The 1,439-nt window shown below is 62.5% G+C and carries 1 protein-coding gene; it reads right to left on the reverse strand.

The window, feature by feature from the left end; genetic code table 11:
- Nucleotides 1-91: 91 nt before the first annotated feature.
- On the reverse strand, nucleotides 92-1,348 hold the full coding sequence (locus tag AC3WJD_RS21960; protein WP_492748973.1) for an IS701 family transposase: 1,257 nt from the start codon (nucleotides 1,346-1,348) through the stop codon (nucleotides 92-94).
- Between the last annotated feature and the right edge of the window lie 91 nt (nucleotides 1,349-1,439).

The raw sequence follows: 1,439 nt of genomic DNA on the forward strand, positions 1-1,439 counted from the left end.
CTAGCACTACTTTGGCAGAAATGTGATTGGTTCTGGCGAGAGACTGCCGCCGCAGTGAGGGCAACAGGTCGGAGGTGGACGCGAGAGGCGGTCAATGATGGCTTGCCGCACTGCTGGCAGACTTGGCTGAGGGGGCGGCCCGGCGACTCTTTTTTTTCCGCCCCGCTTGAGCAAGCCGGCGGTTTTGCAGGAAGGCGTAGGCCATTATTGTCATGAGCGCGTGGCGATGGAGTCCGGTCCAGGAGCGGCCTTCGAAGTGGTCGAGGCCGAGCTCTTCCTTGAGTTGCTGATGCGCCTGCTCACAGATCCAGCGTGCCTTGATCGCACCGGCCAGGTCCTTGCTCGGGGTGTCCGCAGGCAAGTTTGAGAGATAGTATTTCCGCTCGCCGTTCGAACGATGCTCGCCCACCAGCCAGACTTCCTCACCGGGCATGTGTTGCGCGCCTGCGGAACCGATGCGTTGCGGCGCTCCGTCGGCGATGCGCACGCGCATGGTGGCGAAGCGGGCAGTGAGCCGACCTTTTGTTCCCCGACGCCAACTCACCTGGCGCCATTTGGCGTCTTCCAGCATCGCATGAGCGGCGATCGACTTGCGGTCGGGCACGTGACGCAAGCGTGGTCGTCCGCGGACTGCCACGGGAAAGACCAATTGCACGTCAGCAGGGTAGACCTTCTGATGCCTGGGAATGCCGACCGCCCAGCGAAGATCGCGCGCGCTCAACGCCTGGCGGAAAGGAGCGGAAAGACCATAGCCCGCATCCGCCAACACGCAGCCGAAGCGCACCCCGGCAGCAATGACCCGGTCGATCTCCTCGATCGCCAACTCAGGCTTCGTCCTGGGCTGCCGGAATTGCTCGGGCACGCCCGCCTTGATCATCCGAGCCTCGTCGCTCGTCCAGCTTTCCGGCAGGAACAGCCGCAGGCTCAGCATGACCGGCACCTCCCCCGATGCCAGCGTCACCGATACGAGTGTTTGGCAGTTGGCGTTCTTGCCCAATGCCGAGGCGTACTGAGGGGCAACGCCGACCGACGCACGGCCCTTCTTCGGCAAAGCGGTATCGTCGATGATCAGCCAAGCTTTGTCGCCGCCGACGAGATCATCGGCCTGCCGCCACAATGTCGCTTCCAGCGGTGCGCTGTCCCAGACACCAGCGCCGATGAAATGGTGCAGCCGGTCATAGCTGACCTCGTCGGCGCGCGCTGCCATGGGCTGGATGCTCTTGCGATCTCCGGGACCAATCAATCCCGCGATATAGGCAGGGCACATCCGGCGCCGCGTCTTGTTACCGAGCCCCTTCAAAAACGGTTCGAGCCAACGCTCCAGATCGTTCTGCCAATCCGTATCCACAGCCAGCCTCCTTCACAGCTGGCTCCCCATGAATCACGCATTTCGCGCCAAGGGAATCCCAAAAATCACATTTCTGCCAAAGTAGTGCTAG

It is taken from the genome of Sphingobium sp. FW306-1B-F04DB, assembly GCF_058781925.1.